Genomic DNA, 26,260 nt, shown 5'->3' on the forward strand with positions numbered 1-26,260 from the left:
GTGTGGGTCCTTTGGGTATTCAGGCAGCTTGGCCGAAGCCGGCCGCAGTCGGGTCCTGCTTGCGCAATGGGGCGAAGTCGACGTCCAGCTTCGGGTCGTACGCCTCGGGCTGGATGCCGAGTTCGTGCGTGGAGTACTCGCCGAACCGCTTGATGTTTTCCGTCAGGTACGGCGAGATGTGGGCCAGGTCCTCGGGATCGATCTCCCACCCCTCTTCCAGGAGCTGGCGGACGATCTCGGCGATGTCCAGGGCGTTGTGGAAGATCACCGCGTTCGTGAGCAGAGAGTTGAATTTCATCGCCTTCTCCTGCTCGACGGGGTCGTTGTCGGCGATGACGCCCTGGTTGCCGAAGCCGACCCACTGGGAGAAGCGGTTGAACGACTCGACCTGACCGACGGCCCGGCCCGGGCCGTCGATCATGACACTCCCGCGGGGGTGCCGGAGACGGTGAGTGCGCTGCGGGTGTGCGATGTGGCGGTGTGGATGGGGCACCGGGCGGAGGGTCACGCCTGTCCTCGCTGACTTCGGCAGCGAAGTTGCCCCTCCGGCGTTCTGGCGTGTGAGAGTGACGGACTTTACCAACCGTCACTGGGGTGTGTGGGACGTTCGCGTTGAGTGGTCCGCCGGGGTGGGGGAGGGGTGTGGACTCGGAGCCAGAGGACACCTCCATGGGGGTGGTTCCCGGTTCGGAGGGGGCGACGCGCGGGTGGGTGGTCGGCTGGTGGTGGGCCAGTTGCGGGTGCAGGAGGTCGTCCGTGACGGCGGGCGGGTCTGCTACACGGTCGTGGACGCGGACTGCTCGGTCGTGGCGGAGGCGGACGGGTTCCTGCGCACTTGCGCGGCGGGCACGGACCGTACGTATGCGTATGTGCTGGTGGATCATCTGCGGTGGCTGCGGTTCGCGGGACTGGACGTAGGAGCGGTGTCGCTTCAGGACCTGCGGCACTACACGGCGGCCCTCGGGGCCGATTATCCCGGGCCGTTCGGATTGCCGTGGCGGGAAGGGCACGCCCGTACGGGCACAGCGCGTTGAAGACCGCGGCGGCCTGCCTGAAGGGCTTCTACCTCCGCCTGGGCACCCTCGGCGTGAACCCGTCGCTGGCTGAGGCGCTGCGCGTGACGCGGCTGCCGACGCGGGCGGACCGGCGGCGGGCGATGCTCGGGCACGTCCTGCACAGCATGCCCGCCAACCCCCTGGCTCCGGCGGAACGGGTGCGCCGGCATCCGAAGATGCTGCCCGAAGGCGCCCGGGATCTGCTGCTGGGAGCGGTGTCGTGCGCGCGGGACCGGATGGTGGTCACCTGGCTGGCCGACGTGAGAAACCGGCATGGGTTCATCTCATGGCCAAGCGGAAGCGGAAGACCTTGGTCATCTGTCGATGCTGCCATGAAGACATTCATGCCGGGCGGCCCACCGCAGTCTCTCGGAAATGATCACTGGAGAGCGGTATGCCGGGAAACTGGCCCGTACCGTTCGGGAAGGGGCCGTCGGAAAAGGACCCGAGCCGCGGGCACCTCGTCGGCGGCCTACTTCACTTGAAGTGGCGGGGACTGGAAACGGAGCGGAAGCCACCGCGCCAGTCCCCGACCCTACTGAGAGACCGTCAGCGACGTGGCGGTGTCGTGGTCGACGGCGCCCACGAGCCGGCCAGGGCTGTGTTCGATCATCGGACGTCTCCCACGGGGATGACGATCACGCGGTCCTCACAGTTCATGGTCACGGCCAGTGGGAAACACACAGACAACAGTGCCGTGGGGCGAAGCCGGCCTTGGGTGGGGGATACCTTCTGTCCGCCGACGGGTTCACATGTGACGTGCCGGAGTCGATCCCTGCCACACGTGTACCTGCGCGGTCCGGAGTCTACCCGTCGCCGGGACAGCGGGACGGCCGCATGTCTGTGAAGCACGTATCAGTGATGTGACGGGATGCCGGTTCCCTGGTGTGTTTTCGCCCCGCACACTTCCCGCGCGCTCCCCTCGTCCTTCCCGTGCACGGTCCGGGACGTCCTCTACGGCCGTATACCGGTGCCCGTATGCTCCTCCCCATGAGTAGTGCTGCGCAGCCCGCCCGCCGTCGCGATGCCGTCGCGACCCGTGAGGCGATCCTCGCCGCCGCGGTCGTCGAGTTCACCGAGCACGGGTACGCGAGGGCCGGAGTCCGGCAGATCGCCGAGCGGGCGGGCGTGACGGCGATGATGATCAATCGCTACTTCGGCTCGAAGGAGGGCCTGTTCGCCGAGGCCGTCGACCGGTCCTTCGGCCCGCCGACCATCGTCGGCGACGAACGCCAAGGTCTGACACGCGCCATCGCGCACACGCTCGCCGAGCGCACCGGGCCCGGCGCCGAGCGCCTCGACCCGTTCCTCCTGACGCTCCGCTCCGCGTCGGATCCCGAGGCGGCGGACATCGTCCGGCGGAGTATCGAGACGCACGTCGGCGCCCGTCTCGCGGGGTTGCTCGACGGTCCCGAGGCTGACGTACGGGCTCAGCTCGGGCTGGCCCTGGCCGCCGGGACCTGGTTGCTGCGCGCGGTGATCGGCACCGGCGCACTCGCCGCCGCCGACAACGACCGTCTCGCCGACCTGCTGGCCGACATGCTCCAGCCGATCACCGGTGAGACCGGCGACGCCCCCGGCGGCGACCCCGACAGCGCCGCCGAGTAGCCGGACCGTTCACCTTCACCGCTCCGCCTCGTTCAGAAGGCGGAGCGGATGAGGCCGCCGTCGACGCGGATGGTGGCGCCGCTGATGTATTCGGCGTAGTCGCTGCACAGGTAGGCGACGGCTGCGGCGATCTCCTCGGGCTTGCCGAAGCGGCTGTGGTCATTGGGGATGAGGGCCTGGACGGCGTTGGGCTGGATCTCTTCCCAGGTGTCGCCCCATCCGCGGGCAGGGCCGATGCCGGTGACGAGGTCCTTGGTGGCCTCGACGAGGATCGCTCCGGGGGAGACCACGTTCGAGGTGACGCCGGTGTCCTTGAGGTCGCGGGCGAGCGAGACGGCGAGGTTGTGGCGGGCGGCCAGGGTGGCGTTGTACTGCGGGTGGGTGTTCATGGGCTGGAAGGCGAGGCCGCCGCCGATGGTGATGACGCGGCCCCAGCCGCGCTCGCGCATCGCCGGCACCAGATGCTGGATCATGCGGACACCGGAGACGACGTTGATGTTGTAGGTGTCGTTCCACTCGTCGGGGGCCGCCTCGGCCCAGGACAGGTGGCGGTAGAAGCCGGCGTTGTTGACCAAGATGTCGACGGGGCCGTCCGCGGTCGCCGCCCGCACGACCTCGGCGGCGCCCTCGTCGGTGGCCAGGTCGCCCAGCGCGACGGTGGCGGTGCCTCCGGCATCACGGATCTCCTGGGCGACCTTCTGCGCCCGGTCCTTGTCCCGGCCGTGGATCACGACCGCGGCGCCCTCCGCCGCCAGGAGCTTCGCTGTGGCCTCGCCCAGCCCGGCACTCGAGCCGGTGACCAGGGCGCGCTTGGTGGTGAGATTCAGTTCCATGGAGCTAAGTATACGGTCGTAGACTTGCTGCTTCCAACGCGCTCCACAGATGTCTGCAGGTGGGGGATGCGCGCCTAAGGAGATGTCGCGCCTCCATGTACGGGGGGGCCACTGCACCGCTGCGCCGAGCGGGAGGAAGCTCGGGTGCAGACTGTTCTTCGCGCGGCCTGCCCCACCTGGTGAACCCGCGCGGTGAGCCCCTCCGTTGTCCCGGTGAGAGCACTTCTCGGCCCCGCCCGGTCCATTGCCTGAGCGTGCCGCGCCCCGTTGCCCTGTCAAGCTGGCCCCGCCTGCGTGTACGCCTCGTAGGAGAGCGAAGCGTTTGCGAGATACGAATGACCGCCCCGGATCTCGATCTTGAACCGCCAGGAGTCGTTCGCCTTCTGGATCCGTGCCCAGGCGGTGCTGCACCGAGCCGAGTTGCGCAGTTCTACACGTGGCCCGCCTCCGGCCCCTCTCTGTCGGCCGAGGCAGCCGCGCCGGCCGCGTGTAAGGGTGCCTCGTGCACGGGGAAGAACCCTCAGCGTGAGGGATGCGGTTCGGGTTCCAAGGTCATCGACCATGTGAGCCCGCTACGAGGGCCCGTCGGCTCAACCTGATCTCGATTCAGCAGAGCCGACGGGCGTCGATGGATCAGTGCCAGCCGGTGCAGGACCAGCTACCCCCTCGGCCGTCGTACTGCTCCACACACGCACGATAGGCGTTGCTCGATCCGACCATCGTAGACCTTCCCAATGCCCATGTGGGCCAGGATCTTGCCCTCGTCGCCCCAGTCCACCTGGGCCTGGGCGCCGGGGATCACCTCGAAGCGGCGGCGCATGCCCGCCAGTTCCTTCGGGGTGATGCCGAGTTCCTCGGCAATGCGGGGCGGGCTTGTTGGACGTAGAGCTTGTTCCGCTGGTAGTTGCCGGTGAACCCGTACTCGCTGACCAGCCGCTCGTGGATCACCGCGGCCTTCATCAGGATCTCTGCCCGCAGCATCGAGTCGACCAGCGGCGCGAACTCGTCGATCACCCTCGCCCGGGACCGTCCGGTCGGTGACCGGCGTGGCGGGGTGACCGGGCCCGGCGCCGAGAGGTACTTGCGGACCGTCTTGCGGTCCAGCCCTGTCTCCCTCGCGATCTCCGAAAGGCTCATAGCCCCGGACTCCAACAGGCCACGGAAACGTCGCAGTTCCAGCCAGCGATGCGGATCCAAGACCATCGTCGACCGCCCTTCTGCCGCCCCATACCGACCAGCAGCAGAGTGCCGACCCACGTTCCTCAGCGCATCAGGAACTGGCCACGTTCATCCGTACGCAGGTGGGGACGTTCAGGTGTACGCCGACACCACCCACATCCTGCACGCCGTCGTCATGGCCACCCTGGGCGACCACGCCCGCCAGCAGGGCTCCCTCGTCGAGCCCGACCGGCTCCGCTTCGACTTCGCGCACTTCGCCGCCCTCACTCCCGACCAGCTCGCCCGGATCGAGACGGCCGTCAACGGCCATGTCCTGGACGACCCTCAAGTGCGGGCCTGGCACGCCGACCGCGCCGAGGCCGAGGCCGCCGGGGCCATCGCCCTGTTCGGAGAGAAGTACGGCGACACCGTCCGCATCGTCGACATCGGCGACTTCTCCCGCGAGCTCTGCGGCGGCACCCACGTCTCCCACGGCTCCCAGGTCGGCGCCTTCCGCCTCCTCAGCGAATCCTCGATCGGCTCCAACCTCCGCCGCGTCGAAGCCCTCACCGGCCACGGCACCCTCCGCCGCCTCGACACCGAACGGCGGCTGCTGAACGAACTGTCCGGCCTGCTCGGCACCCGCCCCGCCGAGGCCCCCGGAGTCCTGCGCAAGCGCCCTCGCCCAGGCGGCCCGAACGGTCGGAGGCGGCTCCGGAGCCGTGGTCCCCTCGCCAGCGCCGGAGGGCGCCGCCCAGAGGCCCTCAGCCAGGCCCTGGACCTTGCCGCCCAAGAAGCCACCCGCCTGCTCGGCGGGCGCTGACCGGCGCCCGCTGGTCCCCAGGCCGCCCGGCGCACGGACACGAGAGGGTTCCCGCATTTCTGGCGGGGACCCTCCGCGCATTCCAGCCCGGAGCCGAAGGGGCTGAAGGGGCTGAATTCCCGGCACAGCGCACAGGACACAGAGCCCTTCTGATCCCCTGGGCACCGGAGGCGAGGGTGGCCGGTGGTCAGGCACCCGTCCGACTAGCTAGGCCAAAGGGCCTAAAAAAACCTAAATCATGATAGACCCGGCCCGATCGGCCAGGGCCGCGCGGTGCGGATGGGCTGGCCGTGCCGAATCATCGGCGTGGTCAGTGGAACGTGCGAGCGCCGAGCGGGTGTTGTCGGTCGAAGCCGGGGAGGATCAGGAAGCTCGCGCTGGCGGTGGTGGTGGTGAATTGCAGCAGTGCGTCGGATTCATCCATATGGGTGAGGGTGTTGGTGAATGTGCGTATGTCGTTCTGGAAGCTGATGAAGAGCAGGCCGGGGGCGGGGGTGTCGGTGTTGTAGGAGCGGCGGAGCATGAGGCCGACGCCGACCACGTTGGGGTTGGCCCGGCGGACGTGGGCGTCTGCCGGGATGAGGTAGCGCCCGGCGGGTGTTTTTGCGCCGAGGTTCGGGTCCGAGGCTATGGTGCCGCCGGAGAGGGGCACGCCGGTGGCTCTGCGCCGGCCGAAGACCGCCTCCTGTTCGGCGGCGGAGAGCGCGGTGAATCGCGGCAGGTCGAGTTCCATGCGCCGTACTACGGCAAGGGTGCCGCCGGCGACGGGAGCCGGGCCGGTTAGCCACAGGTGGCGCTGTTGTTCGGCCGTCGTGTGCGCGCCCACGATGCCGTCGATGAAACCGAGCGGGTTTCGCGGCGCGGATACGCCCTGAGTGACGGGGGTGTCCGGTCCGCGGCGTCCGGACTGCCGCCAGCGTTCGCGTATCCGGTCACCGGCCTGCGCCAGGAGCGCGGCGGCGACGACTGGTAACAGCAGGGGGTCGCCGGCGCAGACCTGTATCAAGAGGTCGCCGCCGCGTGCCTTCGGGGCGATCTGCTCGCGGGAGAAGCGGGGAAGGTCCGTCGCGCCGGGCAGGGTGGGATCGGTCATGCGCACCAGGCGGGGGCCCACCCCGATCGTCACGGTGAGATCGCCCGGGGGCAGGCCCAGCAGTCGGGGATCGGTTCCCGCGGTGAGCGTGCGGATCGCGTCGCCGAGTTCGGCCAGCAGCGGGCCGGCAGCCGCCGCGTCAACGAGGTCGGCCACCACCGCCAGCAGGTTCGGCTGGGCCGTTTGCGGGAGTGTGATGCCTGCCTGATGGCGGCCGGTTGGCGGCACCGGAGGAGTCGGCGTGGGGGAAGGGGGCTTGCTTGGCTGAGCTGCACGCGATTCGCACCCGGTGGTGATTCCGGTGGCCGCCACGGCCCCGGTGGCACCGATGAACGCGCGGCGTGACGGATGGGAATCGGCTCGACTCACGGCGTGAAGGATGCCATATCCGTTTCGGTGGCGGCGAGTTCAACGGGCTCCGCGCCAGGATGGCCTCATGCCAGGATGAGTCCATGTTTCGTCTCAGTCTTCGCGTGATGCTCGCGTTATTGATCACACTGACATGTGTCCTGGCGGGCTGCGGGTCCGACGATGGCGGATCGAGCAAAGGCCGGCGACCGACCGGTGCGCATGTGACGATCCGAGTACCTGGCGACGCCCCGACGATCTCGGACGCGGTATCTCTCGCTCACCCCGGTGACCTGGTGTTGGTCGCGCCGGGCGTCTACCACGAGTCAGTGAAGATCAACACCGCGCGCGTCACCCTTCGTGGCGAGTCCCGGGACAAGGTCGTCATCGACGGGCGGTTGCAGCAGCCGAACGGCGTCGTCGTCACCGCGCCCGGGGTGGCCGTGGAGAACCTGACCGTGAAAAACAACACGCAGAACGGAGTGCTGGTCACCGGTTCAGCGAAAGCGGCCGCCGGGCTGCCAGGGCAAAGCGGCGGCTACGACACCGGCGACGAGCCGGTGACCTTCCTGAAGTCGTTCCTGGTCTCGTACGTGACCGCGACCCGCAACGGCCTGTACGGCGTCTACGCGTTCTCCGCACAGAACGGCGTCATCGAACACTCCTACGCCTCGGGCGGAGCCGACTCGGGAATCTACGTCGGGCAATGCAAGCCCTGTCACATCGTGGTGCGGGACAACACCGCCGAACTCAACGCGGTCGGTTACGAAGGCACCAACGCCAGTGGAGACATGTACGTGGTCGGCAACCGCCTGGTCGGCAACCGGGTCGGCCTCACCACCGACTCCGACCACCAGGAGAAGCTGCTTCCGCAGCAGGGTGCCGTCGTAGCGGGCAACCTGATCGCCGCCAACCAGCAGAAGGCGACCCCCGAACAGGCCGACGGCGGGTGGGGCATCGGCATCGGCATCGACGGCGGCAGCGACAACCAGTTCATCCGCAACCGCATCGCCGGCAACAGCAACGCCGGGCTGGTGATCACTGCAACGACCGACATCCCGACCAACGGCAACCGCATCCTGGACAACACCTTCGCCGCCAACGGAGTCGACGTCGGCTGGACGTTTCCCACCGCCACACGAGGCAAGGGCAACTGCCTGCGCGGCAATGACCTGCGAACGACGGTGCCCGCCCGGCTCGCGACGAGCGCGTCCTGTCCGCTTCCGGCCCGCTCACCCTCGCCGTACGGCAGGTGGGCGGCGCCGACGGCACCTGGCGGCATCCCGTTCACCGAGGTGGCGAGGCCCGGCCTGCAGCCGCAGTTCCCGAATGCCACCACCACGGGCGCGACCACTGTCCCTGCCGTCCCGGCCATGCCGGACGTGGCGAGGATCCCGCTGCCGTCGGCCTCCCTGCTCGCCGCGGGCGCGCGGGTGCAGACGTCATGAGCCTCCTGAGCAGTGGCTACGGCGTCGGGGTGACTCCGGATACCGGCTCGACCGGAACGTACTTCTGGGTGTCGAAAACGATGACCACCGGATGCGACTCGGATGCCACACCGGCGCGGACCCGGTACATGATGCCGTCCGCGCCGACCCAGTAGCGCACGTTGCCCGCCGTACCGGAACGGTCGCGGGAGGACGGCCCGGTCATGACATCAACCTGATGGCCGTCCACCTGGTCCCGTCCGACCCAGAGGGCGCCGTTCTGCGGCAGCAGTTCGGCGTTGTCCGGCCGGTCGCTGCCGAGACTGAGCGCGATGGCCAGCGAACTGTCCAGCGCGCTGCCGGACGACTGCAGCGGACGGCTGTACCAGCCCGAGCGGGGCGGCGACGCGGGTGCGTGCGCCGGGGCTTTCGCCATCGGGTGGACGAACACGGCGATGGCCGTCCACTCGATCAGTCCGTCGCTGGACGTGTCGCGCCCGGTGCCGTGCACCACGCCGTAACCGACTTTGCCCCGGTAGTCGACGGACCCGGTGACGACCAGGCCGCCAGCGGCGCCTGGCACAGTGATCGTCACCGCGCGGCCCTTCGCCTCGTAGTTGCGGAACCGCGTGATCGCCAGCCGGTTCGCCTCATCCGACGTCAGTGCACGCGGACCGCTGGGGCCGGAGCCGCCGCCGACGACCAGGAACCCGACCACCGCAACGGCCGCTGTGCCGATGACGGCTGCCGCCCAGCGTGGCCGCAGCCATCGGCGCCGACCGGCCGCACGGCCTGGTGGAGCTTGCTGGATTCTCACACTCCGCACGCGTCTCGACGCTGACACTCTTCTGATTCATCCTCTCGATCATCACGTTGCTCGGCCGACGTGCGGTCGCGGCGGCACTCGGCGGTCCGGTGACAGACGACGCCAAGGCCGGCCCTCGTGGACCGGCCTTGGCGTGATCTGCCCGACTGTGTCATCCGGACCGCGGGCGGGCAGATCACTGGTGTTTCGTTCGTTCAGTGTTTCTGGGCGCGACGCTTCCGGCTCATGAACGCGATGACCAGGCCCGCGCCCACCAGCAGACCGACGAGGGCGATCATCCCCGGCAGCCCGGACATACCGGTGTGCGCCAGCGAACCCGTGTCTCCACCGGCCGGGGCCGGGTTGTTGGCAGGCGGCGCGGGTGACGGCGGCACGGACGACGTCGGCGGCGAGGTCGGCGTCGCGGTCGCGGTCGCGGTCGGCGTCGGCGTCGGGGTTGCCTTCGGGATGTACACCCCGGCGTCGATCGTGTGATCGATCCCGCCCGGCTTGTCCGGCGCCGTGACAGGCGCGTAGCCGTTGCACAACTGCCCGGTGGTCGGCGGCGTCACGTTCGAGTCATGCGCCCGGTTGCTACCGGCCCGCGGGAGCGTGAACCGCAGCTCGCTCGCCGGAGGCTGGCTCGGCACCTTACTCGTGTCCGCGGTGCACACGTCGAACTGCACCGTGTATTTCGCACCCGGCGTGAGCTGGTAGGCGGCGCCGACCCCACCGAAGTAGTACTCGCCTGAAGCATCGGTCTTGGTCGTGGCGACCTGCTTGCCGCCCGCGTCCAGCAGGTTGATCGTCGCACCCGGCAGCAGCACTTCCGCCGGGTCCTGGATCCCGTTGTGGTCGCCGTCGAACCACACCAGGTTACCGATCTGGATCGGCGCGTTCGCCGCCGCGTACGCGATGTCGCCGAGGCCGCCGGCCTTGCCGAACCCGCCTTGTTCCCGGCTGACGAACTGGAACCCGTTGGCGTTCGGGTTGTTGCCGGGGCCCTGACCGGTTGCGATGTTGTGGTAACCGGTCCCTGAGGTCGCGACGTCGGCGACCGGGTCGAACTCCGTGCTGACGACCCACTGCTGCTGCGGGATATAGGCCACCGACCCCAGCGCGGTCTCTTGGTGGGCGTTGGCGTAGGAGTCGCCCGGAAAGTATTCGACGACATCGGCGGGCTGGCCGCCACTGTTGGCGGGGGTGGCGTGGTTGGGGCAGCTCCCGGTGCCTTCCCACTGGTATTCACCGGCGGGAGTAGCGCAGACCATGGTGATGTCACCACCGGACATAGCGGTTTCCGGCGTGCTGTTCCCCGGGCGGGGGTCGAGCCCTCCCCAACTGAGCACGTCCATGAACCGGTCGCGGAAGCCCAGGATCATCGAACCGTCACGGCCGAAGGCCATGGAGGCCAGCTCCGGCTGCGGATCGATGAAGTTGTTGCTGCCGGGGGCCGTCATCCGTTCGTCCCACGTGGCCAGGCTGGTGTTCCACGGGTTCCAGTGGGTGGCCTTGTCGCCGGAACCGAAGACGCTGCCGCGCTTGTAGGTGAGCGCGTGGCTCAGCACCGTGGTGAACCCCTTGCCGTCGTAGGTGTAGACGACGGCCTTCAGGTCCGCGCGCTGCTGCGTGCTCTCCGCGTTGCACACGCCGCCGACGTAGAGCTTGTTGTCGTGCGTGGCCAGGCCGAACGGCCGCCAGTCGGTCGGCGCCGCGCACCCAGGGTCCGGGATCGGCACCGTCGCCTCGGGAGCCGAGGCGGTGACCCCTGTCGCGTCGAAGCTCACCAGGCTGCGGGTCAGCAGGTTCACCGCGTACAGCGTGGAACCGTCCTCCGACAGGGTCAGGCCACCGATGCTCTCCTTGCCCGGTGCGTTGGTGAAGCCGGGATCCTTGATCATGTTGGCGCTGTCGTGCGGTGTCAGCGCAGCGGCCGGCACCCGCGCGAACAGCTTCGGGGCACCCGAGCCGTTGACCGGCACTGTATAGATCGCGCCAGGGCCCTTCGGCCCGTAGGGGGCGTACCGTCGGGCGAACGCGCTCTGGAACAGCCGGCTGCGGTACTTGTCGTAGGCCAACCCGAACGTCGTGCCCACCTGGGCCTGCGTGGCCAGTGTGGCCGGGCAGGCCACATTGGTGGGACACGTGCCTCGGGCCTTCGTTCCGAACGCCACCAGTGCCCGGGTGTCGGTTCCGTTGGCGCCGTTCTGGACCGGTACGAAATAGCGCGAGTCCGGCAGCGTGTAATCGGCCGGATCCCACACTCCCGTCACCACCGAGGCGTTCTTGCCGTCCGACACGTCCACGAACGACGTGAAGCTGTCGAAGTGGTTCTCCGTGGTCGACGCGGGCGCCGCCTGCAGATAGCCGCTGTACGGTGCCGGGATGCTGACGTCGACGCGGTACTGGCCGCCGCTCAGCACGGTCGACTGCGACACCTCGACCTTTCCGGTGGCATCCGTGACGCCGGCGACGTGGTGCCCGGCGGGGTCGGAGATCTCCACTTTCATGCCCCGCTGCGGCACGTCCATGGTCGCGTTGATCACGCCGGTGCCGAAGAAGTCGCGCAGCACCTGCACCGTCAGCGTTCCGTCGGCGGTCGAGGCGGCGGCCGGTCCAGCCGTCGCTCCCATGGCGCCGCCCGCCATGAGAAGAACAGATAATCCGACGCGCGCCAGCGGCCCCCCGGCCGTCCGGCGCGAGTCTCTGCCGACTAGATTCACGGCATCACACCCCACACTTCTCTTGTCATGGAAATAGCGCCCGCTTCGCGCACGCCCACTCAGGGAGTCCCAGGCGAGGACGCCTTCCCCGAACAACATGGAAAAACGAAAAGGGGCCCACTGCGGGTTGCGGGCCATTTTGCGATGATCGCATGAAGATATTGTGGTCGATTTGTAAGCGTCGCAGGCCAAGGAAAGCAAACGCGTGTTCCCGGCCTCGGGCAGGGCGCCCTTGGGTTGCGTGCTTCCGCAGCTCAATCACGATGCCTCCCCCACCGCCGACCACACCGACCGTCATCGCGAGCAGCGCGCGCCGTACTCTATCCGCTGGTGTCTCGCCTTCACCAGCCGAACCCCTGGCATCCATTCGCGGCCAGTTCCCGAACGCCCAGAGAAAGATGGCCGGAAGGAGACACGAGAGCGAAGTAATGGCCGAAACAAAGCCCCTTAACCTCGGGTGAAGCCCCGGAATGAAGCAACGCAGCGCAGTGGGCGGGTTGGCGCTCCTCGGCCCGCAGTATCCGCATAGCTATGTGCAGGATCTCGCGGTAAGTACGGCCGAAAATTGGAGCAATGCTCAAGACCTGTGGATCGGCCTCGGGCTGGACGCGAAGGGCGTACCTTCCCGAGTGATCGATAGCAAGGTCACCGAGTAGGCCCGCGTTGCCGCACGGGCCGGGAAGGCATGCCCGATGCAGGGCCCGTGGTGCCCGCGCGTGATCAGCCAGAGGAGCCACCTGGCAGGCCGCACGATCCTTCGGCATAGCGGTCGCCTATCGCAACCGTCGCCCGGCAGCCGACTGGCCCTCTGCACCGCCTACGAATCGGTCACAAAGCCAGCCGCCGCTGCCTGATCGCGCGTCACCCAGACCACAACTCTTGACAATTGCTCGTGGATCCGTGGAGCCGTGCATGCGGGCTGAGTGGCCTGTCCCGGCTGTCAGATCCACCGTCAGTTCTGTTTGTACTCGCCTACGTTTCACCCTCCGTGCTCAGGATGAGGTTGCCCGGGGGTTCAGGCTCGCCGCCCGGTCCCCGTCATGGTGCTCCGCTGCGGATTGGGGCATCTCGGGGCCGGATCGGGTACGTGCGGTGCGGAGCAGGGTGGCGATGAGGATCGCGGCGCCCGCCATCAGGACGGCACTGATGACTGAGGCGATCCTGGCCTCCTGGACGAAGGCCTCGAAAGCCGCGTTCCGTAGGGATTCGGCGGTGCTCTTCGGAAGGGTGGAGGCGGTCTCGACGGCGCCGCCGAGGGTGCTCCTCGCTGCCTCCAGCTCCTTGGACGTGAGGTCGTCGGGAGCTGTGGCCGCCAGTTCTGAACGGTAGACGGCGGTGCCGATGCTGCCCAGGAGTGCGATACCCAGCGCCCCGCCGAACTCGGCTGAGGTCTCGGCCATGGCTGAGGCCGCCCCGGCCCGCTCCGGTGGTGCGGCGGACAGGATCACCTCGGTGACGACTGCGGAGACGGCGCCGATGCCGATAGAGACGACGGTCATCCCGCTGACGAGGTGGCCGATTCCTGAATCGGCCTTGAGGAGAGCCAGCATGACGTAGCCGGCAGTGGCCACGAGCAGCCCGGCGGCGATCACGTTGTGTTTACCGATGCGGGGGGCGATCGCGGTGGCCAACGCGATACCCAGGGGCATCACGAGGAACGTGGGCAAGGACCACAGGGCCGACTCCAACGGACCCATGCCCAGGACGAGTTGCATGAACTGCCAGTTGAACAGGCTGAAGCCGACCAGTCCGAACGTCGCCAGCGCGTCGATGAGCAGGGGCACGTTGAACCAGCGCGTGCGGAACAGCGCCATGTCGATCATCGGGTTCGTGGCCCTGTGCTGGCGGCGGAGGAATGCCGCTCCCACGGCGAGTCCGGCGGCGGAGCACGTCAGGGATGTCCACCCGAAGCCGTGCTCCGCCATCGCCTTGATGCCGTAGACGATGCCGAGCACGGCCACCAGGGACATGGTGGCGCCGAGCAGGTCGAAACGGCCCGGCTTGGGGTCGCGGTATTCGGTGAGCAGCAGCGGGCCGAGGATCAGCAGCAGGACCATCACCGGCACGTTGATCAAAAAGACCGATCCCCACCAGAAGTGCTCCAGGAGCAGACCGCCGATGATCGGGCCGAGCACAGCGCCGCCCGCGAAGCCCGCCGTCCAGATGCCGACTGCTGCGGCCCGCTGTGCGGCGTCGTGGAACATGCTACGGATCAGGGAAAGAGTGGACGGCGCCAGCGTGGCTCCGGCGATGCCCAGGAGCACGCGGGCCGCGATGAGTGTCCCGGGGCTGGTCGAATACGCCGCCAGGACGGAGGCGGCACCGAAGGCCGCGGCGCCCGTGAGCAGCACCCGCCGCCGCCCGAAGCGGTCGCCGAGTGTGCCCATCGTGATGAGCAGGCCGGCGAGGAGGAACCCGTAGGAGTCCATGATCCACAGTTGCTCAGAACTGCTCGGGCCGAGGTCGGCTGTCAGGGTCGGGAGCGTGATGAACATGACGGCCATGTCCATGGATGCCAGGACGCAGGGCAGCACCAGGACGGCGAGACCGACCCACTCCCTGGCTCCGGCTCGTTTCTCTTCTTCAGCCATGCCCTCTCCTGTAGCCGTGCAGATTCGGGCGGAGTCAACCACCCTGGATGTGTACGCTGTACGCATTGACCCGTGCAGGATATCCATACGCATCCAGAGGCACAACGTGGTTTTTGACCTGCTGATTCTTTCGGAATCGCGCACACACCTGCGTTGGGGGCTAGAATTTCGTCACAGCTTTAGGTGTGACGAAAAGAGGTTCGTCGATGTCCGTGCAGCCGGGATGCGCGTCGTGCGGAAAGGCACTGGAGCCCACTGACCGGGGACGGCCCAGGCTCTACTGTTCCCGCGCCTGCCAGGCGAGGGCCTATCGGGCACGCAGGACGGAAACGCTGACCGACGTCCCGGACGCGGACGCAAGCGCGCCCTCTCTCACCGTGGAGCGCATCGTACGGGCCGGGATCGTCATCGCGGACGCGGAAGGGCTCGACGCGCTGTCGATGCGTCGGGTCGCCATGGAACTCGGCACTGCCACGATGTCCCTGTACCGGCATGTGGCATCCAAGGACGACCTGGTGACCCTGATGGTGGAAGCCGCGATGACCGACGTGCCGTTGCCCGACTCACCACCGCGGAACTGGCGTCACGGCCTCGAACGCGCCGCGCACCGTGACTGGGAGCTGTATCACCGCCACCCGTGGATCTTGCCGAGGGTCATGGTGACGACCCGCGCGTACTTCAGCCCGGCTCTCGCGGCAGACAGCGAAAGCGCCTTCTCCTCGTTCGACGGGCTCGACCTCGAACCCGCTGATGCCTTCCGGTACATGTTCATGTTCGCCTCCTACGTGCAAGGCGTGGCGCTGATCCTCGTCAGCGATGCGGAGGCGGAGCGGCAGTCGAAGATCGCCGCGAAGCAGGGGAAGAAAGCCTCGGGCCACGCACAGGACCTGCTGTACGAACCCGGGGCGTATCCCCGGCTCGCCCGCGCGATGCGCGCGGGCGCCGACCCCTGGGACCTCGATGCCTTGTTCGCCTCAGGTCTTGCCGGTGTCCTGGACGGCATCGCAGCCGATCTCACGCGACGGGGCATCGACGTCTGAGCTTGCTGTCCGGGGCCCGGAGGAATCGTTCGTCGTCCCGGACAGGGGACGGGCCGACGGGAAGTCGGATCCGGCCGACCTCACCATCTGGGACCAAGACCCCGGCCCGCTGCCCCGCCGACGAACTGCCCGACCTCAACCCGACGCACACCCTGTTGGGCGGCCTCCCGTCCACGCTCCCCACGCAGGCCCGTGACCCAGGCGGTTTATGATGTCGAGGCCATCGCCTCCGAGTTCGGAGTGCAAGCGAACGACGCTCCGTGGGCGCGTGAGATTGAGCTGCGCGACCCTGACGGCAATCGGCTCCGGATCGGCAGCCGACGGACTGATACTTGCCGGGAGCGCGCGGCAGGGAAGCCGTGTCGGTGGCTTGACGAGTGCCTGTCCGCGAGAGCGACGGGCGGCTAGAGCAGGCCAGGAGAGTAACTCCCCCAGCAGGTGGCGAACCTCGATCCCGGCGCCGCGGCTGCCACCTCGGCCGCGTCGGGTGCTGTGTCCACGTCGCGCAGGAGCGGCAGGTCGCGCACCCGAAGGCCCGCCCCGGTGAGGCGGTCGCGCTGGGCGGTGCCGGTGTACGCGGTGGACATCGGGATGCCTCGCAGCAGTGCCGGGTCGGGCTCAGCCAAGCCGAGCGCCCAGAACCCGCCGTCCTGAGCCGGGCCGAACCAGGCGTCGCACCCCCGCCACGCGTCGCGATCCATCACGGGGGCGAGGAGCTTCGTCGTGAGCTGTGGGGTGTCCATGCCGACCAGTAGGGCGGGGCCGTCCGCCACGGCGGCGAAGGCCGCGGCCAGCCGCTCGTCCAGACCGCCGGACGCCTGCGGGATCACCTCGATGCCAGGCGGCAGCCAGCGTCCAGGCGCGCCGTCCAGGAAGAGCACTCGGCGGCGGGCCGGGCAGCGCAGTACGGTCTCGAGGGTGTCAGCGAGCGCCGCCTCCGCCAGCGCGGCCGCCTGGACGGGGGTGAAGGGCGGGGTGAGCCGGGTCTTGACGTGCCCAGGCCTTGGCTCCTTGGCGATCACCAACAGCGCGGTCGGGCCGACCTCGCTCTCGGGCGTCGGCCCGACCGTGCCGTTCACCGGAGTACTCTCGCCGGACGCCGCGGCGGCTCCCTGAGCACCGCGCGCATGTCGCGCACCGCGTGCCAGGTGCCACGCCAGGTTCCTGTGATCTTGGAGGGGCCGGTGCGCGGGTAGTACGGCACGTCAACCTCGCGCATCCGCCATCCGGCGTCGGCGGCCCGGACGACCATCTGCAACGGATAGCCCGACCTGCGGTCGGTCAGGTCCAGGTCGAGCAGGGCCTCCCGGCGGGTCACCCGCATCGGACCGAGGTCGTGCAGGCGCAGACCGGTGCGGCGGCGGATCAGCCGGGCCAGTTCGCGATTGGCGAGGCGGGCGTGCATCGGCCAGGCCCCGCGCGTCGTCGGCCTGCGGCGCCCGAGTATCAGGTCCGCTTCACCGTCCAGGACGGGCTGGGCGAGGGACGGCAGCAGCCCCGGGTCGAGGGAGGCGTCGCAGTCGCAGAAGCAGACCATGGGCGCGCTGGCGACGCGCAGCCCGGCCGCGCAGGCGGCGCCGAAGCCGCGCACCGGTTCGCCCACGACGTACGCGCCCAGCGACGCGGCGAGTTCGGCGGAGCCGTCGGTCGAGCCGTTGTCGACGACAATGGCCCGCCAGCCGGACGGAATCCGCTCCAGCACCCAGGGAAGGGCGGCCGCTTCGTTGAGGCACGGGAGTACGACGTCAACAAGGGGCTGTTGCCTCTCGGTCACGTCTTTCAGCGTACGGTGAGAAATGAGGGACGGCGCGCCCGGTTCGCACCAGGTGTACGCCGCCGCATCGGAAGTCGGCCGGCGCGGTTCGGACGCCGGGCGCCTGCGTCGTGTGAGGTCGCGACGCATCCGGTGGCTGCCGGTTCGCGGGTCCTCTCCCACTCGCTCGTTACCGAGGCGCCGTTGCCGTGCCACGGAGGGGGGCCTTCGCGAACTCCTGCATGCCGTCGGCGAACGGTACCCGGGGCAGCCAGCCGAGTTCCCTGCGCAGTCGTGACGAGGAGGCGGTGATGTGGCGGACATCGCCCAGCCGGTACTCGCCGGTCACCACCGGCTCGGGCCCACCGCAGGCAGCAGAGAGCGCGGTGGCCATCTCTCCCACGGTGTGCGGGCTCCCGCTGCCGACGTTGTAGGAGCGCAGCGTGCCGCCCGGGATCGCGGCACCGACCGCGCCGAGCGCCGTCAGGTTGGCGGCGGCCACGTCGCCGACATGGACGAAGTCCCGGCGCTGACCGCCGTCCTCGAAGACTCGGGGCGGCTCGCCGCGGGCGAGCGCGGAGCGAAAGAGCGAGGCCACCCCGGCGTACGGGGTGTCGCGTGGCATGCCCGGCCCGTAGACGTTGTGGTAGCGCAGGGCGACCGCCCGGCCGCCGGTGGCCCGGGCCCAGGCGGCGGCCAAGTGCTCCTGGGCGACCTTCGTCGCCGCGTAGACGTTGCGCGGGTCGGGCGTCGCGTCCTCCGGCACCAGGCCGGGGGTCAGCGGATCGCCGCAGCGCGGACAGACGGGCTCGAACCGCCCGGCGTCCAGGTCGGCGACCCGGCGCGGGCCGGGCCGGACGGACCCATGGTCGGTGCACTCGTAGCGCCCTTCGCCGTAGTAGACCATCGATCCGGCCAGGACGAGCTCGCTCACCCGCAGCCGGGCCATGGCTGCGAGCAGGACGGCGGTGCCCAGGTCGTTGCACCCTACGTAGGCGGGCGCGTCGTCGAAGTCCCGGCCCAGGCCGACCATTGCCGCCTGGTGGCAGACGGCGTCCACCGTGTGCAGCGCCTCCTCGACCACCGTCCGGTCCCGCACATCGCCGCGTACGAACGCGACGCCAGGCGGGAACTGCGGCGGCTCGGGGGACCGCACGTCCAGCACGCGCACCTCATGTCCGGCCTCGACCAGCGCACCGACGACGTGGGAGCCGATGAACCCGGCCCCGCCCGTGACGAGAATCAGCACGCCTTCGAGGCTACGGCTGGATCCGCATGCGCGGCGCGGCAAGTCCGTCCGGCGCGTTCGCGGCTGCCACTGTGGCGGGTGTGCGAGTACGTACTCTCTGCGCCATAACGCTCCTCGCCGCCCTCACGGCCGTCGTCGCCGCGACCCTCCGCGCAGGCGGTGATCTCGGCCGTCCAGCTGCGCTGTTGTACTGGTACGCCGCCGCGTGGGTGCTGTTCGCCGGAGCAGTGTGGGTGGTGCGGTGCCTGCCGGTGCGCACCACCGCGGCGCTGATCCTGGCCGGCGGGATCGCCCTGTGCATGGTGGCGCTCTCGGCTCCGCCACGCACCAGCGACGACATGTACCGCTACGCGTGGGACGGCCGAGTGCAGGCCGCGGGAGTCTCCCCGTACGCCTACCCGCCTGACGCGCCACAGCTTGCCCGGTTGCGTGACCCTTGGCTCTTCCCCGCCGGGACCACGTGCCGCGGGTGGGACCTCCGCTCAGTGACGGGTGGGTGCACGCACATCAACAGGCCGTCCGAACGCACGATCTATCCGCCTGTGGCCCAGGGATGGTTCCTGCTGCTACATGCCGTCTCCCCGGCGGGCGAGCGGCATAAGCCGCTGCAACTCGCCGGTGCGGTGCTCGCCGTCGCCGTGACGGTGGTACTGCTCCTGGTGCAGTGGCGTAGGGGTGGTGCCGCGTGGTGGGTGGCGCTGTGGGCATGGTGTCCGGCGGTGCCGTTCGCCGCGGTCAACGACGCCCATGTGGACACTCTCGGAGTACTGCTCACGGTGGCCGCGCTCGGGACGGCCCCGGGAGCACGCCGGGGAGCGCTGCTCGGGGCGGCTATCGCGGTCAAACTGCTGCCCGCTCTCACCGTTCCGGGCGCGCTGTCGGGGGTGCTGGCCCCCGGGCGTAGCCCGCGTGCCCGGCTGCGGGAGACGGCGAGCGTGCTGCTCGCCGCCGTTGGTGTCGTGGCACTCGTCTATCTCCCGTACCTGCTGGCGTCTGGTGCCGCGGTCCTGGGCTATCTCCCTGGCTATCTTCGGGAGGAGGGGTACGAGTCGGGTGACGTCGGCCGGTTCGCGCTGCTGCGGCTGGTGTTGCCGGACGCATGGGCCGGTCCGGCCGCTGTCGCACTGGTCGCGCTCAGTGCCTGGTACGTCCTGCGGCGCGGCGATCCAGAGCGGCCGTGGCAGGGATCGCTGCTGGTTACAGGCACTGCGCTGCTGCTCACCTCGCCCGCGTACTACTGGTACGCGCTGCTTGTCGTGGCCCTCGTGGCAATGGGGGGCCAGTGGGAGTGGCTCGCCGTCGCCGCCGCGGGCACCGTGCTGTATGTCGCGGACGCACGGGAGTGGCATGGCGTCCAGGCCGCTGCGTACGGGCTGGCCGCCGTGACGGTGCTCGCTGGTGCACTCGTCCGGACCCGGCAGCGTGGCAGCGGAGACCCCGGGCGGGACAGTGCGGCAGGGCAGGGGTGTCAGCCACACCGGATGCAAGGGGGTCATCGATGGCGGCGGCTGAAGACGACCATCCGTAAGACGGTGAAGCGCACCATGGTCACCAGGGCGAAGCTCGGTACGAGCACCAGGGTCTCCGCCGCTGGTGAGGTGGATGGCCGGTAGTGGCGGAAGAGCAGGACGGCGCTGGAGGTGACCAGATACGCCAGGGCGAACAGGCCGCCCGCAGCCAGATGCGCCCGGAAAACCCCGACCGCGGACCCGCGAAAGGTCAGCCGGCGGTTGGCCTCCGTGTTGAGCACGGTGACGACCAGAAGGGAGGCGAAATTGGCCAGGATGGGCGGCGCCCAGTGACGCAGAACCCAGTAGAGCAATGCCTGGGCCACCGTGGAGGCGACGCCGATCACGACAAACCAGAGCACGTCCCTGGTCAGCGCGGTGCGGCCGGGCCGGGTGAGGGTGTTGTGCCGTGCGCTGAAGCGTCGCACCTCACCATCATGAGGCCACCGTGCACCCCGTCGAGCCGTACGGAGCGCCAGTTCCACCGTTCGACTGGCGACAGACACCCGCATGCACGGCTGACACGGAAAGCCGACCCGACCTGTGCCAGTTTGTAGCTGACGACTTGACAGGCACTGACGGCGCGGTGGAGTTCATCCGCCTTCTCAGAGTCGGCCCGGGGATGGAGGAGGTAGCCGATGGACAGTGGCGGACGGCCGCCGGTCCCGGGCTCCGACGGGCCGCAGCGCCCCGAATCGGACGAGGATCACGCGCGGGGGCGCCTCGAGCGCATTCGCGCTGCCGCGGCGGCGCAGGCCACCAAGGGCGCCACTCGTGCCCGGGCCTTCGTGCGGCGAGTCGAACAGACTCCCCCGCCCCCGGGGCCATTTCGCCCCGGCTTCTGGCGCAGCCCCCTCCGCGGGCCCTGGCTGACGTCCGTGTTCGGCCTGGTGCTGCTGATCGGCATCCCACTGCTCTTCATCACCGGATTGCTCTCCTACGCCGCCTACAACCCCGGCCTCGGCGCACTCAACGACCAGACCCCGGACAAGGGCCTGCTGGGCTTCTACCTGTTCGACTGGCCTACCCATCCCTACTGGCTGTATCGGCTGACCCAGGGCGTGCACGTGACGCTCGGCGTGGTCCTGGTGCCGGTGGTGCTGGCCAAACTGTGGTCTGTGATCCCGAAGCTGTTCGAGTGGCTGCCGGTCCGCAGCGCCGCCCATGCGCTGGAGCGGCTGTCGCTGCTGGCGCTGGTGGGCGGGGTCGTCTTCGAGTTCGTCACCGGGATCCTCAACATCCAGCTCTACTACGTCTTCCCGGGCTCCTTCTACACTCTGCACTTCTACGGAGCCTGGGTGTTCATCGCCGCGTTCGTCGTCCATGTGAGCCTGAAACTCGGCAGGATGACCCGCTCCCTGCGCTCCCGCAACCTGCTGACGGAGCTGCGCACCGGGCTCGCTGGCACCCGGCCGGAGCCCCCCGACCCGGACGGCCTGGTCGCGCTCGAGCCCGCGGCGCCGACCATGTCCCGGCGCGGCGCACTCGCCATGGTGGGGGGTGGGTCACTGCTCCTTCTGGTGGTCACCGCGGGACAGAGCATCGGCGGCCGGCTGCGAAGGACCGCCCTTCTCGCGCCGCACAACCGTGACCCGGGTGGCGGCCCGAAGGACTTCCAAGTCAACAAGACGGCCGCTTCCGTCGGCGTCAAGCCTGCCCATGTCGGGCCGGATTGGCGGCTGGAGGTCCGCGGCCACGGGCGGACGCTCGTCTTCACCCGAGCACAGCTCCTCGCGATGCCCCAGCATGCCGCCGCACTCCCGATCGCCTGCGTGGAGGGATGGTCCACCGACAACCAGCACTGGAGCGGCCTTCGGCTGACCGACCTCGCCGCCCTGGCGGGCCTTCCGGCCGCCGGAAGCGTCCTGGTGGAGTCCGTCCAACCACCCGGTCCCTACAGCTCGGTGGTACTGCGGGGCAACCAGATTCACGACCTCCGATCGCTGCTCGCCCTGCGAGTCAACGGCGCGGACCTCTCGCTCGACCACGGCCACCCGGCCCGTGTCATCGTCCCGGCCAACCCCGGCGTGAACAACACCAAGTGGGTGCACCGACTCACCTTCAGGGCATGACCATGGCGCGCTTCGTCCGTTGGTACGGCTCCGGCCCCCTCCATCTTCTCGTCCTGATCGCCTCGTTCGCTCTCACCGGTTACGCCCTGGTGCGACTGTTCGCCGTCCGCCCGCTCGAGGTCGCGATCTGGTTCGTCGGCGCGGCGATCGTCCATGACCTGATCCTGCTCCCCCTGTACTCACTCGCCGATCTGTCGGCACACGCTGTCCTGCGGCATCGCGCCACGCACATGCCGCAACCGCCGTGGATCAACTACCTGCGGGTGCCCACCTTCCTCTCCGGCGTGCTCCTGCTCGTCTGGTTCCCCCTCATCCTCGACCTCGCGATCCCCTACCCCGATGCCGCACGACTGTCCGAAGGCGTCTACCTCGGCCGATGGCTGGCCATCACCGCGGTACTCTTCGGCGCCTCCGCCCTGGCCTTCGCTCTCAAGCTCCGCCGCCTCCGGCGGGCCGCCCGCGCCGATGAGGAACGACCCGCACCGGGTCACGACGCCGCACCATGACGTCCGACGAGGAGCGGTCGGCCTACGCCGGCGCAGACCCATACGCACTGGCCCTGCGCAACGGCCACGAACTGGTATACCTGCGGCTGGCGGACGGACGCCGGATCGAGATGCCGGTGGATCGCTGGTACGCGCATCCCACCGCGGCCGACGAATCCGTACTCGATCGCTGCGTCGGCCCCGTTCTCGACGTCGGCTGCGGGCCCGGCCGGCTGTGCAGGGCACTCCTGAGTCGCGGAGCTTTCGCGCTCGGCGTCGATGTGGCTTCCCGCGCGGTGGCCCACACCATCGCTCTCGGCGGAATCGCACTGCGCCGATCGGTGTTCGACCGGCTACCGGCCGAGGGAGGCTGGCAGACCGTCCTGCTGATCGACGGCAACATCGGTATCGGCGGTGACCCACGTGCCCTCCTGTACCGCTGTATCCAGGTCACCGCCCCGACGGGTCTTCTCCTCGTCGAGGTCGACCCCGACGATGTCGAGGAGCGCTGCACCGCCCAGTTCGAGGACACCCATGGCCACGAAGGTCCGCCGTTTCCCTGGGCACGTCTGGGAGCACCAGCGCTTCACAGGATCGCCGAGGACCTTGCCCTCAGCGTCACCGACCAGTGGAGACACGGCCACCGATGCTTCCTCGCCCTCCGCCAGGAGGCTGGGATCAATGACACTCGTCAGGCACCTGGAGAGCCCCGCGGCGCAGGCGACTGCTCATGTCGTCCCAGCCGGGCCACGCCCGGCCCAAGGTGGGCGGGCTGCGACGCATGAGTACGCGACCGATCGGTGACCACGCTCTGCTGTCCGACTGCCGCTCGGCCGCGCTGGTCACCTCAGGCGGCTCGGTGGACTGGCTGTGCCTGCCGCGGTTCGACAGCCCGGCGATCTTCGCTCGACTTCTCGACGAGGACGCCGGCTACTGGGCCATCCGCCCTACCGGCCCGGTCGACATCAGCCGCCGCTACATCGAGGACACCCTCGTTCTGGAGACGACCTTCCGAACGACCGAGGGTACGGCGGTCCTGCGCGATGCCCTTGCCCTGGGGCGAGGCGAACGCGGGCACGCGCTCGGCACCGCTTCCCCCGGAATGCTCCTGCGGCAGATCACCTGCACCGAAGGGTGGGTGAACATCGAGATCACCTACGCGCCACGCCCGGAGTTCGGACTCGTCCACCCACTCCTCTCAGCCGTGCGAGGCGGGCTCGCCGCGTACGGGGGCGCCCACGTTCTGCTGCTGTCCAGTCCCGTAGACCTGCAGGTGAGTGGCTCCACAGCGCACGGCCGAATCCCGCTCTCGGCAGGGCACCGCCTCGAATTCGCCCTGCACGTCACGCCGGCGTGGGAAAGTGAGTCGGTGAGCTGGCGGGCCTGGCGGATCCGGCGCCGTATGTCCGACACCATCGAAGGCTGGCGCTCCTGGTCGAAGCTCCACCGCGGCTATGTCGGCCCCTGGCAGGACGAGGTGGGCCACAGCGGACGGGTGCTGCGAGCCCTGACCTTCGCTCCCACCGGCGCCATCGTCGCCGCGGCCACCACCTCCCTGCCCGAGAGAACGGGCGGGTCGCGTAACTGGGACTACCGCTACACCTGGGTCCGTGACGCGAGCTTCACCCTGCAAGCGCTCGCCACGGCCGCCTGCGAGAAGGAGAAGAACCGGTTCTTCGACTTCCTCGCACGGGCCGCGGCAACCCAACTTGCCCGCGGTGTCGACCTGCAGATCATGTACGGCATCGGTGGCGAACACGACCTGAGCGAGCGGCTGCTGCCTCACCTGACCGGATGGCGCGACAGCAGCCCCGTACGGATCGGCAACGACGCCTGGCGCCAACGCCAACTCGACGTCTACGGCGAACTACTCGACGCCGCTCACCAGACCCTTCCGTCCGGTGAGCCTCTCGACCCGGCCACCCGCAGCTTCCTGGTCCAGGCGGCCGAGACAGCCGCCCAGCGGTGGACCCGACCGGATCAGGGCATCTGGGAAAGACGCGGACCCGGCAGACACTTCCTCCACTCGAAACTGATGTGCTGGGTCGCCCTGGACCGCGCCATCGCCATGGCCCCCGCCCTCCAGGCCGACGAACACCTGCCCCGCTGGCGGCACGAGCGCGACGAGATCCGCCGAGCCATCGAACAACGCGGTTGGAACCCCCGCCTTGGCTCCTTCACCCAGGCATTCGAAAGCGACGACCTCGACGCCTCCGCGCTGATGCTTCCCATCGTCGGTTTCCTGCCGCCGCACGACCCCCGCGTCCAGTCCACCGTGCTGGCCATCGCCGCCCACCTGACCGACCGCAACGGCCTGGTCCGCCGCTACCCCGCCGACGAGTTGCAGGGACAAGAAGGCGCCTTCTTGCTGTGCACCTTCTGGCTTGCCCAAGCCCTCGCGCTCACCGGCCACACCACTCGTGCACGACTCGTCTTCCAAGCCGCCCTCGCACACGCCAACGACCTCGGCTTGCTCGCCGAAGAGACCGACCCCACCACAGCGGAGGCACTCGGCAACTTCCCTCAAGCCTTCAGCCACATCGGGCTCATCAACGCCGCTCGAGCCATCCGCGACGCCGAGCAACGAGCAATGCACACTAAGTGGACGAGGTAAGGTCCGGCCGGCGGCCATCAGCGAGGACGACATTCAGGCCATGATCGCCAACCCTCCGGCTCCGCCGCGGTCAATGCCGCGTGTAGGGGGCTACCAGCACCGTGGTGGCGTCGGCACGACTCCTCAGTTCTTTGAGGATCTGGCTCGGCGAGGCGTTCTGCCCGAGGGAGGCCGGCAGGGGGTTGCGGAACGCATACAGCGCCAACTGGTACTCGTGCGTGCGACCGGCGGGTGGGCAGGGGCCGTCGTACGTCGCCTCGCCGAAGTCGTTCCGAAGTTCCCGGGCACCGGGCGTCAGGGTGTGCGGCCGCGTTCCCGACGCCGTCGCGGGAAGGCCGACCTGTAGCCAGTGGATCTTCTGGTTCTCCTGGTCGACCATGGACAGGGCGAGTTCGGCGGTCCCGACGGGGACGTTCGCGAACGTGAGCCCCGGGGAATAGTCGTGGGGGCTGTCACAGGTCATCAGGGGGAGAAACGCGCCCGACGCGTCGAAACCCTGGCCGCGGCCGAGGGCGAAGGGACCAGTAGGCACCGCCGACGCCCGAGTGTGCCCGGAGGGTGACGAGCACGCTGCTGTCGTCAGCAGCGCGGCTACGACAATCGCCCCTGAGACACGGAATCGACGCTTCATGAGGGAACCGTATGCCGAGCGGACACCGACCGCCCGTACCGGCGCCGAGTTCACGCCGAGGCGACCGCCTGGCCCGGGTGGCAGTGGCCGGCCAACGCCATGACCGTCGAGGCAGTCTCCGCATTCGAGACAGTCGTGGGCAGCCCTTCTTGGTGCGGGTGAGCTTCGCGCCGAGGCCCCTCACTCTGCTCGCCACCGCCGTCCCGCGGCCACGTGCCCGCGCTGCGCGTCGGCGATGCCACGTTACCCTGTGCTGCTTCTGCCCAGGACCGGCCAGTTGGAGGATGCGGTCCTGGGCCCGCAGGCCGCGGGCGAGCCTGGCGCGGTAGGCGTCCTGGTACGGGATCGAATCACCCTGGTGATCCTGCGCCACCAACTGCCGCACGAGGTCCTCGCCGAGTTGTTCGAGGTGGACCGCTCCACTGTCTCCCAGGCCGTTCGGCA

General features: G+C 69.3%; 24 protein-coding genes and 2 pseudogenes. 13 read left to right on the forward strand and 13 right to left on the reverse strand.

Annotation, left to right across the window (positions count from 1 at the left end):
- Window positions 1-19: 19 nt before the first annotated feature.
- A complete protein-coding gene (locus tag ACWDEX_RS35165) occupies window positions 20-421 on the reverse strand; it encodes a Tn3 family transposase (RefSeq protein WP_450468527.1) in 402 nt (133 codons plus the stop codon).
- Window positions 422-707: 286 nt separating this feature from the next.
- Here ACWDEX_RS35165 and ACWDEX_RS35170 point away from each other — a divergent pair, with 286 nt between their 5' ends.
- Together ACWDEX_RS35170 and ACWDEX_RS35175 are read left to right on the forward strand one after the other, a co-directional pair.
- Window positions 708-1,034 (forward strand): hypothetical protein, encoded by a 327-nt coding sequence (locus ACWDEX_RS35170; RefSeq protein ID WP_450468528.1) that lies wholly within the window; start codon window positions 708-710, stop codon window positions 1,032-1,034.
- A gap of 1,011 nt (window positions 1,035-2,045) precedes the next feature.
- A complete protein-coding gene (locus tag ACWDEX_RS35175; RefSeq protein WP_450468529.1) occupies window positions 2,046-2,663 on the forward strand; it encodes a TetR/AcrR family transcriptional regulator in 618 nt (205 codons plus the stop codon).
- Window positions 2,664-2,695: 32 nt separating this feature from the next.
- Here ACWDEX_RS35175 and ACWDEX_RS35180 read toward each other — a convergent pair whose 3' ends face one another.
- From ACWDEX_RS35180 to ACWDEX_RS35190, 3 genes are all read right to left on the reverse strand, one after another.
- Window positions 2,696-3,496 (reverse strand): SDR family NAD(P)-dependent oxidoreductase, encoded by an 801-nt coding sequence (locus ACWDEX_RS35180; protein WP_450468530.1) that lies wholly within the window; start codon window positions 3,494-3,496, stop codon window positions 2,696-2,698.
- Between the two features lie 275 nt (window positions 3,497-3,771).
- Window positions 3,772-4,059: a DUF2690 domain-containing protein gene (locus tag ACWDEX_RS35185; RefSeq protein ID WP_450468531.1), complete on the reverse strand. Its 288-nt coding sequence runs from the start codon at window positions 4,057-4,059 to the stop codon at window positions 3,772-3,774.
- Window positions 4,060-4,294: 235 nt separating this feature from the next.
- Window positions 4,295-4,633, reverse strand: coding sequence for a hypothetical protein (locus ACWDEX_RS35190; protein WP_450468532.1), 339 nt, complete (start codon window positions 4,631-4,633; stop codon window positions 4,295-4,297).
- A 178-nt stretch (window positions 4,634-4,811) separates the two neighbouring features.
- Between ACWDEX_RS35190 and ACWDEX_RS35195 the strand changes: the two genes are divergently transcribed.
- A complete protein-coding gene (locus tag ACWDEX_RS35195) occupies window positions 4,812-5,477 on the forward strand; it encodes a hypothetical protein (RefSeq protein ID WP_450468533.1) in 666 nt (221 codons plus the stop codon).
- Window positions 5,478-5,787: 310 nt separating this feature from the next.
- Here ACWDEX_RS35195 and ACWDEX_RS35200 read toward each other — a convergent pair whose 3' ends face one another.
- A complete protein-coding gene (locus tag ACWDEX_RS35200) occupies window positions 5,788-6,939 on the reverse strand; it encodes a Dyp-type peroxidase (RefSeq protein ID WP_450468534.1) in 1,152 nt (383 codons plus the stop codon).
- A gap of 83 nt (window positions 6,940-7,022) precedes the next feature.
- Between ACWDEX_RS35200 and ACWDEX_RS35205 the strand changes: the two genes are divergently transcribed.
- Window positions 7,023-8,366 carry a right-handed parallel beta-helix repeat-containing protein gene (locus ACWDEX_RS35205; protein WP_450468535.1) on the forward strand — a complete coding sequence of 448 codons (1,344 nt, stop codon included), beginning with the start codon at window positions 7,023-7,025 and terminating at the stop codon, window positions 8,364-8,366.
- Window positions 8,367-8,382: 16 nt separating this feature from the next.
- Here ACWDEX_RS35205 and ACWDEX_RS35210 read toward each other — a convergent pair whose 3' ends face one another.
- Together ACWDEX_RS35210 and ACWDEX_RS35215 are read right to left on the reverse strand one after the other, a co-directional pair.
- The gene (locus ACWDEX_RS35210; RefSeq protein WP_450468548.1) at window positions 8,383-9,063 is read right to left on the reverse strand and encodes a hypothetical protein; all 681 of its coding nucleotides are present in this window, start codon (window positions 9,061-9,063) and stop codon (window positions 8,383-8,385) included.
- Window positions 9,064-9,365: 302 nt separating this feature from the next.
- Window positions 9,366-11,783 (reverse strand): SdrD B-like domain-containing protein, encoded by a 2,418-nt coding sequence (locus ACWDEX_RS35215; RefSeq protein ID WP_450468549.1) that lies wholly within the window; start codon window positions 11,781-11,783, stop codon window positions 9,366-9,368.
- Between the two features lie 560 nt (window positions 11,784-12,343).
- Between ACWDEX_RS35215 and ACWDEX_RS35220 the strand changes: the two genes are divergently transcribed.
- Complete coding sequence (locus tag ACWDEX_RS35220; protein ID WP_450468536.1) at window positions 12,344-12,529, forward strand: hypothetical protein; 186 nt, start codon at window positions 12,344-12,346, stop codon at window positions 12,527-12,529.
- Window positions 12,530-12,865: 336 nt separating this feature from the next.
- Here the strand turns inward: ACWDEX_RS35220 and ACWDEX_RS35225 are convergent, their stop codons facing one another.
- On the reverse strand, window positions 12,866-14,464 hold the full coding sequence (locus tag ACWDEX_RS35225; protein ID WP_450468537.1) for an MFS transporter: 1,599 nt from the start codon (window positions 14,462-14,464) through the stop codon (window positions 12,866-12,868).
- 377 nt (window positions 14,465-14,841) lie between these two features.
- Between ACWDEX_RS35225 and ACWDEX_RS35230 the strand changes: the two genes are divergently transcribed.
- Window positions 14,842-15,504 carry a TetR/AcrR family transcriptional regulator gene (locus ACWDEX_RS35230; RefSeq protein WP_450468538.1) on the forward strand — a complete coding sequence of 221 codons (663 nt, stop codon included), beginning with the start codon at window positions 14,842-14,844 and terminating at the stop codon, window positions 15,502-15,504.
- A 204-nt stretch (window positions 15,505-15,708) separates the two neighbouring features.
- A pseudogene (locus tag ACWDEX_RS35235) lies at window positions 15,709-15,822 on the forward strand (VOC family protein); the annotation flags it as partial.
- A gap of 86 nt (window positions 15,823-15,908) precedes the next feature.
- On the opposite strand, the gene ACWDEX_RS35240 reads toward ACWDEX_RS35235, so the two are convergent.
- The 3 genes from ACWDEX_RS35240 to ACWDEX_RS35250 all read right to left on the reverse strand — a co-directional run bounded on the left by ACWDEX_RS35240 (window position 15,909) and on the right by ACWDEX_RS35250 (window position 18,506).
- Window positions 15,909-16,583, reverse strand: coding sequence for a TIGR04282 family arsenosugar biosynthesis glycosyltransferase (locus tag ACWDEX_RS35240; RefSeq protein ID WP_450468539.1), 675 nt, complete (start codon window positions 16,581-16,583; stop codon window positions 15,909-15,911).
- Entirely contained in the window at window positions 16,580-17,278 is a 699-nt protein-coding gene (locus ACWDEX_RS35245; protein ID WP_450468540.1) for a glycosyltransferase family 2 protein, read from the reverse strand. The genes ACWDEX_RS35240 and ACWDEX_RS35245 overlap by 4 nt, the downstream gene beginning before the upstream one ends.
- A 169-nt stretch (window positions 17,279-17,447) precedes the next feature.
- The gene (locus ACWDEX_RS35250; RefSeq protein WP_450468541.1) at window positions 17,448-18,506 is read right to left on the reverse strand and encodes an NAD-dependent epimerase/dehydratase family protein; all 1,059 of its coding nucleotides are present in this window, start codon (window positions 18,504-18,506) and stop codon (window positions 17,448-17,450) included.
- 80 nt (window positions 18,507-18,586) lie between these two features.
- On the opposite strand from ACWDEX_RS35250, the gene ACWDEX_RS35255 reads away from it, so the two are divergent.
- A complete protein-coding gene (locus ACWDEX_RS35255; RefSeq protein WP_450468542.1) occupies window positions 18,587-20,119 on the forward strand; it encodes a glycosyltransferase 87 family protein in 1,533 nt (510 codons plus the stop codon).
- On the opposite strand, the pseudogene ACWDEX_RS35260 reads toward ACWDEX_RS35255, so the two are convergent.
- A pseudogene (locus ACWDEX_RS35260) lies at window positions 20,077-20,526 on the reverse strand (GtrA family protein); the annotation flags it as partial. The gene ACWDEX_RS35255 and the pseudogene ACWDEX_RS35260 sit on opposite strands and share 43 nt — an antisense overlap.
- 126 nt (window positions 20,527-20,652) lie before the next feature.
- On the opposite strand from ACWDEX_RS35260, the gene ACWDEX_RS35265 reads away from it, so the two are divergent.
- The 4 genes from ACWDEX_RS35265 to ACWDEX_RS35280 are packed head-to-tail and all read left to right on the forward strand — an operon-like array spanning window position 20,653 to window position 25,185.
- Window positions 20,653-22,086: a molybdopterin-dependent oxidoreductase gene (locus tag ACWDEX_RS35265; RefSeq protein ID WP_450468543.1), complete on the forward strand. Its 1,434-nt coding sequence runs from the start codon at window positions 20,653-20,655 to the stop codon at window positions 22,084-22,086.
- Between the two features lie 2 nt (window positions 22,087-22,088).
- Entirely contained in the window at window positions 22,089-22,592 is a 504-nt protein-coding gene (locus ACWDEX_RS35270; RefSeq protein WP_450468550.1) for a hypothetical protein, read from the forward strand.
- Window positions 22,589-23,356, forward strand: a complete 768-nt coding sequence (locus ACWDEX_RS35275) for a class I SAM-dependent methyltransferase (protein WP_450468544.1) — start codon at window positions 22,589-22,591, stop codon at window positions 23,354-23,356. Before ACWDEX_RS35270 ends, ACWDEX_RS35275 begins: the two co-directional genes overlap by 4 nt.
- Window positions 23,353-25,185 carry a glycoside hydrolase family 15 protein gene (locus ACWDEX_RS35280; protein WP_450468545.1) on the forward strand — a complete coding sequence of 611 codons (1,833 nt, stop codon included), beginning with the start codon at window positions 23,353-23,355 and terminating at the stop codon, window positions 25,183-25,185. The genes ACWDEX_RS35275 and ACWDEX_RS35280 overlap by 4 nt, the downstream gene beginning before the upstream one ends.
- A gap of 70 nt (window positions 25,186-25,255) precedes the next feature.
- Here ACWDEX_RS35280 and ACWDEX_RS35285 read toward each other — a convergent pair whose 3' ends face one another.
- Window positions 25,256-25,816, reverse strand: a complete 561-nt coding sequence (locus tag ACWDEX_RS35285; RefSeq protein WP_450468546.1) for a hypothetical protein — start codon at window positions 25,814-25,816, stop codon at window positions 25,256-25,258.
- A 250-nt stretch (window positions 25,817-26,066) separates the two neighbouring features.
- On the opposite strand from ACWDEX_RS35285, the gene ACWDEX_RS35290 reads away from it, so the two are divergent.
- Window positions 26,067-26,260: transposase family protein (locus tag ACWDEX_RS35290; protein ID WP_450468547.1), on the forward strand; the 194-nt coding region annotated here is incomplete at its 3' end.

This window comes from Streptomyces sp. NPDC001020, assembly GCF_053599115.1.

Excerpts from the sequence above, each read along its gene's own strand:
- ACWDEX_RS35190 (WP_450468532.1), bottom strand. The coding sequence starts at position 4,633 with ATGAGCCTTTCGGAGATCGCGAGGGAGACAGGGCTGGACCGCAAGACG.
- ACWDEX_RS35275 (WP_450468544.1), top strand. The coding sequence starts at position 22,589 with ATGACGTCCGACGAGGAGCGGTCGGCCTACGCCGGCGCAGACCCATAC.
- ACWDEX_RS35215 (WP_450468549.1), bottom strand. The coding sequence starts at position 11,783 with ATGGGAGCGACGGCTGGACCGGCCGCCGCCTCGACCGCCGACGGAACG.
- ACWDEX_RS35165 (WP_450468527.1), bottom strand. The coding sequence starts at position 421 with ATGATCGACGGCCCGGGCCGGGCCGTCGGTCAGGTCGAGTCGTTCAAC.
- ACWDEX_RS35280 (WP_450468545.1), top strand. The coding sequence starts at position 23,353 with ATGAGTACGCGACCGATCGGTGACCACGCTCTGCTGTCCGACTGCCGC.
- ACWDEX_RS35180 (WP_450468530.1), bottom strand. The coding sequence starts at position 3,496 with ATGGAACTGAATCTCACCACCAAGCGCGCCCTGGTCACCGGCTCGAGT.
- ACWDEX_RS35205 (WP_450468535.1), top strand. The coding sequence starts at position 7,023 with ATGTTTCGTCTCAGTCTTCGCGTGATGCTCGCGTTATTGATCACACTG.
- ACWDEX_RS35175 (WP_450468529.1), top strand. The coding sequence starts at position 2,046 with ATGAGTAGTGCTGCGCAGCCCGCCCGCCGTCGCGATGCCGTCGCGACC.
- ACWDEX_RS35285 (WP_450468546.1), bottom strand. The coding sequence starts at position 25,816 with ATGAAGCGTCGATTCCGTGTCTCAGGGGCGATTGTCGTAGCCGCGCTG.
- ACWDEX_RS35265 (WP_450468543.1), top strand. The coding sequence starts at position 20,653 with ATGGACAGTGGCGGACGGCCGCCGGTCCCGGGCTCCGACGGGCCGCAG.
- ACWDEX_RS35185 (WP_450468531.1), bottom strand. The coding sequence starts at position 4,059 with ATGGTCGATGACCTTGGAACCCGAACCGCATCCCTCACGCTGAGGGTT.
- ACWDEX_RS35270 (WP_450468550.1), top strand. The coding sequence starts at position 22,089 with ATGGCGCGCTTCGTCCGTTGGTACGGCTCCGGCCCCCTCCATCTTCTC.
- ACWDEX_RS35225 (WP_450468537.1), bottom strand. The coding sequence starts at position 14,464 with ATGGCTGAAGAAGAGAAACGAGCCGGAGCCAGGGAGTGGGTCGGTCTC.
- ACWDEX_RS35220 (WP_450468536.1), top strand. The coding sequence starts at position 12,344 with ATGAAGCAACGCAGCGCAGTGGGCGGGTTGGCGCTCCTCGGCCCGCAG.